Source organism: Stenotrophomonas sp. STEN056 (assembly GCF_056759635.1).
The window spans coordinates 1-1,208 of the sequence record NZ_JBRRDL010000066.1; the positions used below are offsets into that span (position 1 = coordinate 1).

At 66.0% G+C, this 1,208-nt stretch carries 1 protein-coding gene; it reads left to right on the forward strand.

Annotated elements, in window-relative coordinates:
• Window positions 1-521: 521 nt before the first annotated feature.
• A complete protein-coding gene (locus ACVOLO_RS18015) occupies window positions 522-1,121 on the forward strand; it encodes a HutD/Ves family protein (RefSeq protein ID WP_481571696.1) in 600 nt (199 codons plus the stop codon).
• Window positions 1,122-1,208: the final 87 nt, after the last annotated feature.

Below are 1,208 nucleotides of genomic sequence, written 5' to 3' on the forward strand. Positions count from 1 at the left end.
CGCCCCAACTCCTACACGTGCTTGTGCGCACCGCGGCATAACGGGCTGCCGCACTCCGCTCTCACCTGCAAACCTACTCCGGTGGCAGACACAAGCGGCCTCGGCCGCGAAGCAAGGGGGGCAGCAGGTTGTGGGAATGTGTGCTGTCCCGTCCCGCGGGATGGCAGGTTGCACGATGTCTGTCAGATGGCGAGTTTCGCGGCGGACGCCGCTCCTACGCGGGTCGCTGATTGCGCAGGAGCGGCTAAGCACACGTAGACAGCGGGGCCGCATTGCCGGCCAGCGCGGTGATCCAGACCACGCCGCGCGCGGGCAAACCGTTGACGGCCGACAACCTGGCGATGCCGAAGTAATCGACAGCCCCGGTAGGAGCGGCCTTGGCCGCGAAGCATGGGGCGCAGCAGATTGCGGGAATGTGTGCTGTCCCGTCCTGCGGGATGGCAGGTTGCACGATGTCGGTCAGACCGCGAGTTTCGCGGCGGACGCCGCTCCTGCGTGGGCGGCGATGGCATCATGCGCGCATGGATATTCTGAACTCACCTTCCCGCGTCATTCCTTCGGCTGACTATCACCGCGAGCGCTGGCGCAATGGTCTTGGCTGGACCCGCGAAATCCTGCGCCTGCCCGAGCAGGGCGATTGGCAGCTGCGCTTGTCCATTGCCGAAATCGAACAGGATGCGGCGTTCTCCGCATTTCCGGGTGTCGAACGCGAGTTGGTATTGCTGCAGGGCGAAGGGCTGCGGCTGCGCTTTGCCGATGGCCGCTGCGAGACCTTGCTGCCGCCGTACCAGCGGCTGCGCTTTGCCGGCGAAGAGGCGATCCATGGCGAGTTGGTCGATGGCCTGACCCAGGATTTCAACCTGATGTGGCGGCGCGATGCGCTGCAGGCAGAACTGCTGCACCGGCCCTTGGTCGGCAGCATGCTGTTCTTCACCGAGCCGCAGGCGGCATGGGCGATCCATCTGCTGGCCGGGCAGGCAGAGTTCGAGGGCGGCGTGCTGCCGGCGATGTCCGCTGGTGATACGGCGTGGCTGGGTGCCGGCGAACGCCAGCGTTTCGCATTGAGCGGCGGCGGCGAGTTGCTGGCGATCCGGGTGACGCCTGTTGTGGGAGCGGCGTAAGCGGCGAAGCCACAGAACCAACAGCGCAAGGCTTCGCCTGTAGTGCCGAGCCATGCTCGGCAGGGGCCTTGCCGATAAATCCCCAAT